This window comes from Leyella stercorea DSM 18206 (assembly GCF_000235885.1).
In the GTDB taxonomy this organism is placed as follows: Bacteria; Bacteroidota; Bacteroidia; order Bacteroidales; family Bacteroidaceae; genus Prevotella; species Prevotella stercorea.
This window is the reverse complement of record NZ_JH379417.1, coordinates 1-1,953: the sequence shown is the minus strand read 5'-3', so window position 1 is coordinate 1,953 and position 1,953 is coordinate 1. Positions and strand designations below refer to the sequence as shown.

Genomic DNA, 1,953 nt, shown 5'->3' with positions numbered 1-1,953 from the left:
TTATTATTGAAGATTCAAATATTCAAATTAAAGATGCAAAATGAATAGAATAGACCGTATTTCTGCTATATTGATTCAGTTACAATCGCACTCGTTAGTGAAAGCACAGCAAATTTCAGAACGTTTTGTAGCATAGACGAGATGCCAAGAAAGCATATCAGAGCAGAATGCAGCAACAAGAACGGTTGGCAATTCGTTACCTCAAAATCGGACAATCCTCCCAATGTCCTTATTATAAAGGGATAAAGATTATATTCCAAAATTACACTAAATAAATGAGAGGGGAATGTATTAAGTTTATTTCCCTCTCATTTAGTTTAGTTAGTTTCCAGAAACTTTATTTTGAGCTTTTCATAGCACGTTTTATGCGATTTGATTCTTGCAAAAGCTTATTGGCTATACTATCTTTATAAGTAGCCATTTCAACCATTTCATGATGATGGCGAATAGAATCCTCGTAGGCAGCAACACGATTTCTTACATCATCTATAACTTTCTCATCTCGGCAAACAGAAAAATGCTTTTCGATGTATCGAACATTGGGGTCGTCAGATGGAAGAACCATCTTCAATGCCCGATATTTCAAATCTGCTACCTCCCAAGCTTGATACTCTCGCCATTGGGCTAGGTTGCCCCAAATGGAGATGACAAGAGATAGAGCCAAGCCTCCAATGAAAAGAAGAACATACTTTGAAGTTGGCTCGAAGCGATGAGTCACTACTTTCTTCAGAGGTGTGTTATCCATTGAGTGAAGTTTGTCCTGCACATTTTTTGATGTGGCATTCAGCTCTTGTTTCACCTGATTAATGGTATCAAACAAGAGTTTGCTTCGCTGTTCATCTTTGCTTGCTTCTTTCTTGGTAAGGTCGGTAAAGATACAGATAGCCTCTCTTAATCTTACCAATTTGTCAATAGCTTCCCCTTCTTTTACAGCCATAGCAAGAATAGCTTTTTCAAGTTTGCTTGTATCAACACTTACAGAGACCGGAGTGCTTTCCGCCTCTGTATTCTTTGGTGAGGCAGAAAGTTCATCGACCTTTTGCTCCAATCTCTCAACTGTGCCGTAGATGGCTTCTAACATTTCTTCTTTCATGTTCGATTCTAATTTTAAGTTTATGACTTGCATCAAAGGCTAAAGCCTCTTCTGCGTTTCTTCTTTTTTTTCTTGGATGATTCATCCTCTGGGAATTGCTCAAAGGTCTGTGCATTGGCAGGAGCAAAAAGTCCTATGGAAGAAATACCATTCCATGGGTTCAGGCTGCTCTCCGACATGAATGGCAACAGCTCGTCCTTGAAACTACCTTGCTCATATTGTTGAGTAGAAATGGCTCTTGCTGATACATGGTTCTCCGTTCCCTCAAATCTTGCATTCAGTTTGCCAAAGCTATAGTCTCGGCTAATCTGCGTACCCTTGAAGCTATATCCATCATTGCAAAAACGGATGCCTTGAACCTTGGTTCGCTCCTTGTCCTTATAGACAAACTCCAAGAGAACACCTCGTTTTGCAAGCCCACTCTTGAACTTTTGCCAGCTATCTGCGACTTTCAAAGCATCATTGACGGCATTGTGAATCTCGTATTTGGCACGTTCCGCATTGCGCAATTTGCGAGTGTTAGTCTTGCTCTTGTCAGTTCCGTAGGTCAGCCCATACTTGGATTTTAGAGCCTTGGTCACTTGCTCATTACACCTGTAATCATTCCTGTCTGATATGAGCTTGCCCTCGTTATTGATGCGGTTATACACGATATGACAATGTGGATTGTCGGTGTTGTGATGCCTTACGATGATGAATTGAGTATCTTTTATCCCCATCATCTGCATGTATTCAAGGGCTATCTTAGCCATGGAATCATCCGTCAAACGTGGCTTGTCCCCGGGCTTGAAACTGAGTGCAATGTGTCCCACAGGCTTCTTAATCCTTGGATTTAGCTGTCTTTGCAGCTCAAAACTTTG

At 40.8% G+C, this 1,953-nt stretch carries 2 protein-coding genes; both read right to left on the bottom strand.

The genetic code is table 11. The features are described from left to right. Positions 1-337: 337 nt before the first annotated feature. The gene (locus HMPREF0673_RS05900) at positions 338-1,093 is read right to left on the bottom strand and encodes a hypothetical protein (protein WP_040596524.1); all 756 of its coding nucleotides are present in this window, start codon (positions 1,091-1,093) and stop codon (positions 338-340) included. Between the two features lie 32 nt (positions 1,094-1,125). Next, positions 1,126-1,953, bottom strand: an 828-nt coding sequence (locus HMPREF0673_RS05895; RefSeq protein ID WP_007899399.1) for a relaxase/mobilization nuclease domain-containing protein, incomplete at its 5' end; no start/stop codon positions are given.

What these genes read in the sequence shown, in the direction of transcription:
- HMPREF0673_RS05900 (WP_040596524.1), bottom strand. Translation starts at nt 1,093, where the DNA reads ATGAAAGAAGAAATGTTAGAAGCCATCTACGGCACAGTTGAGAGATTG.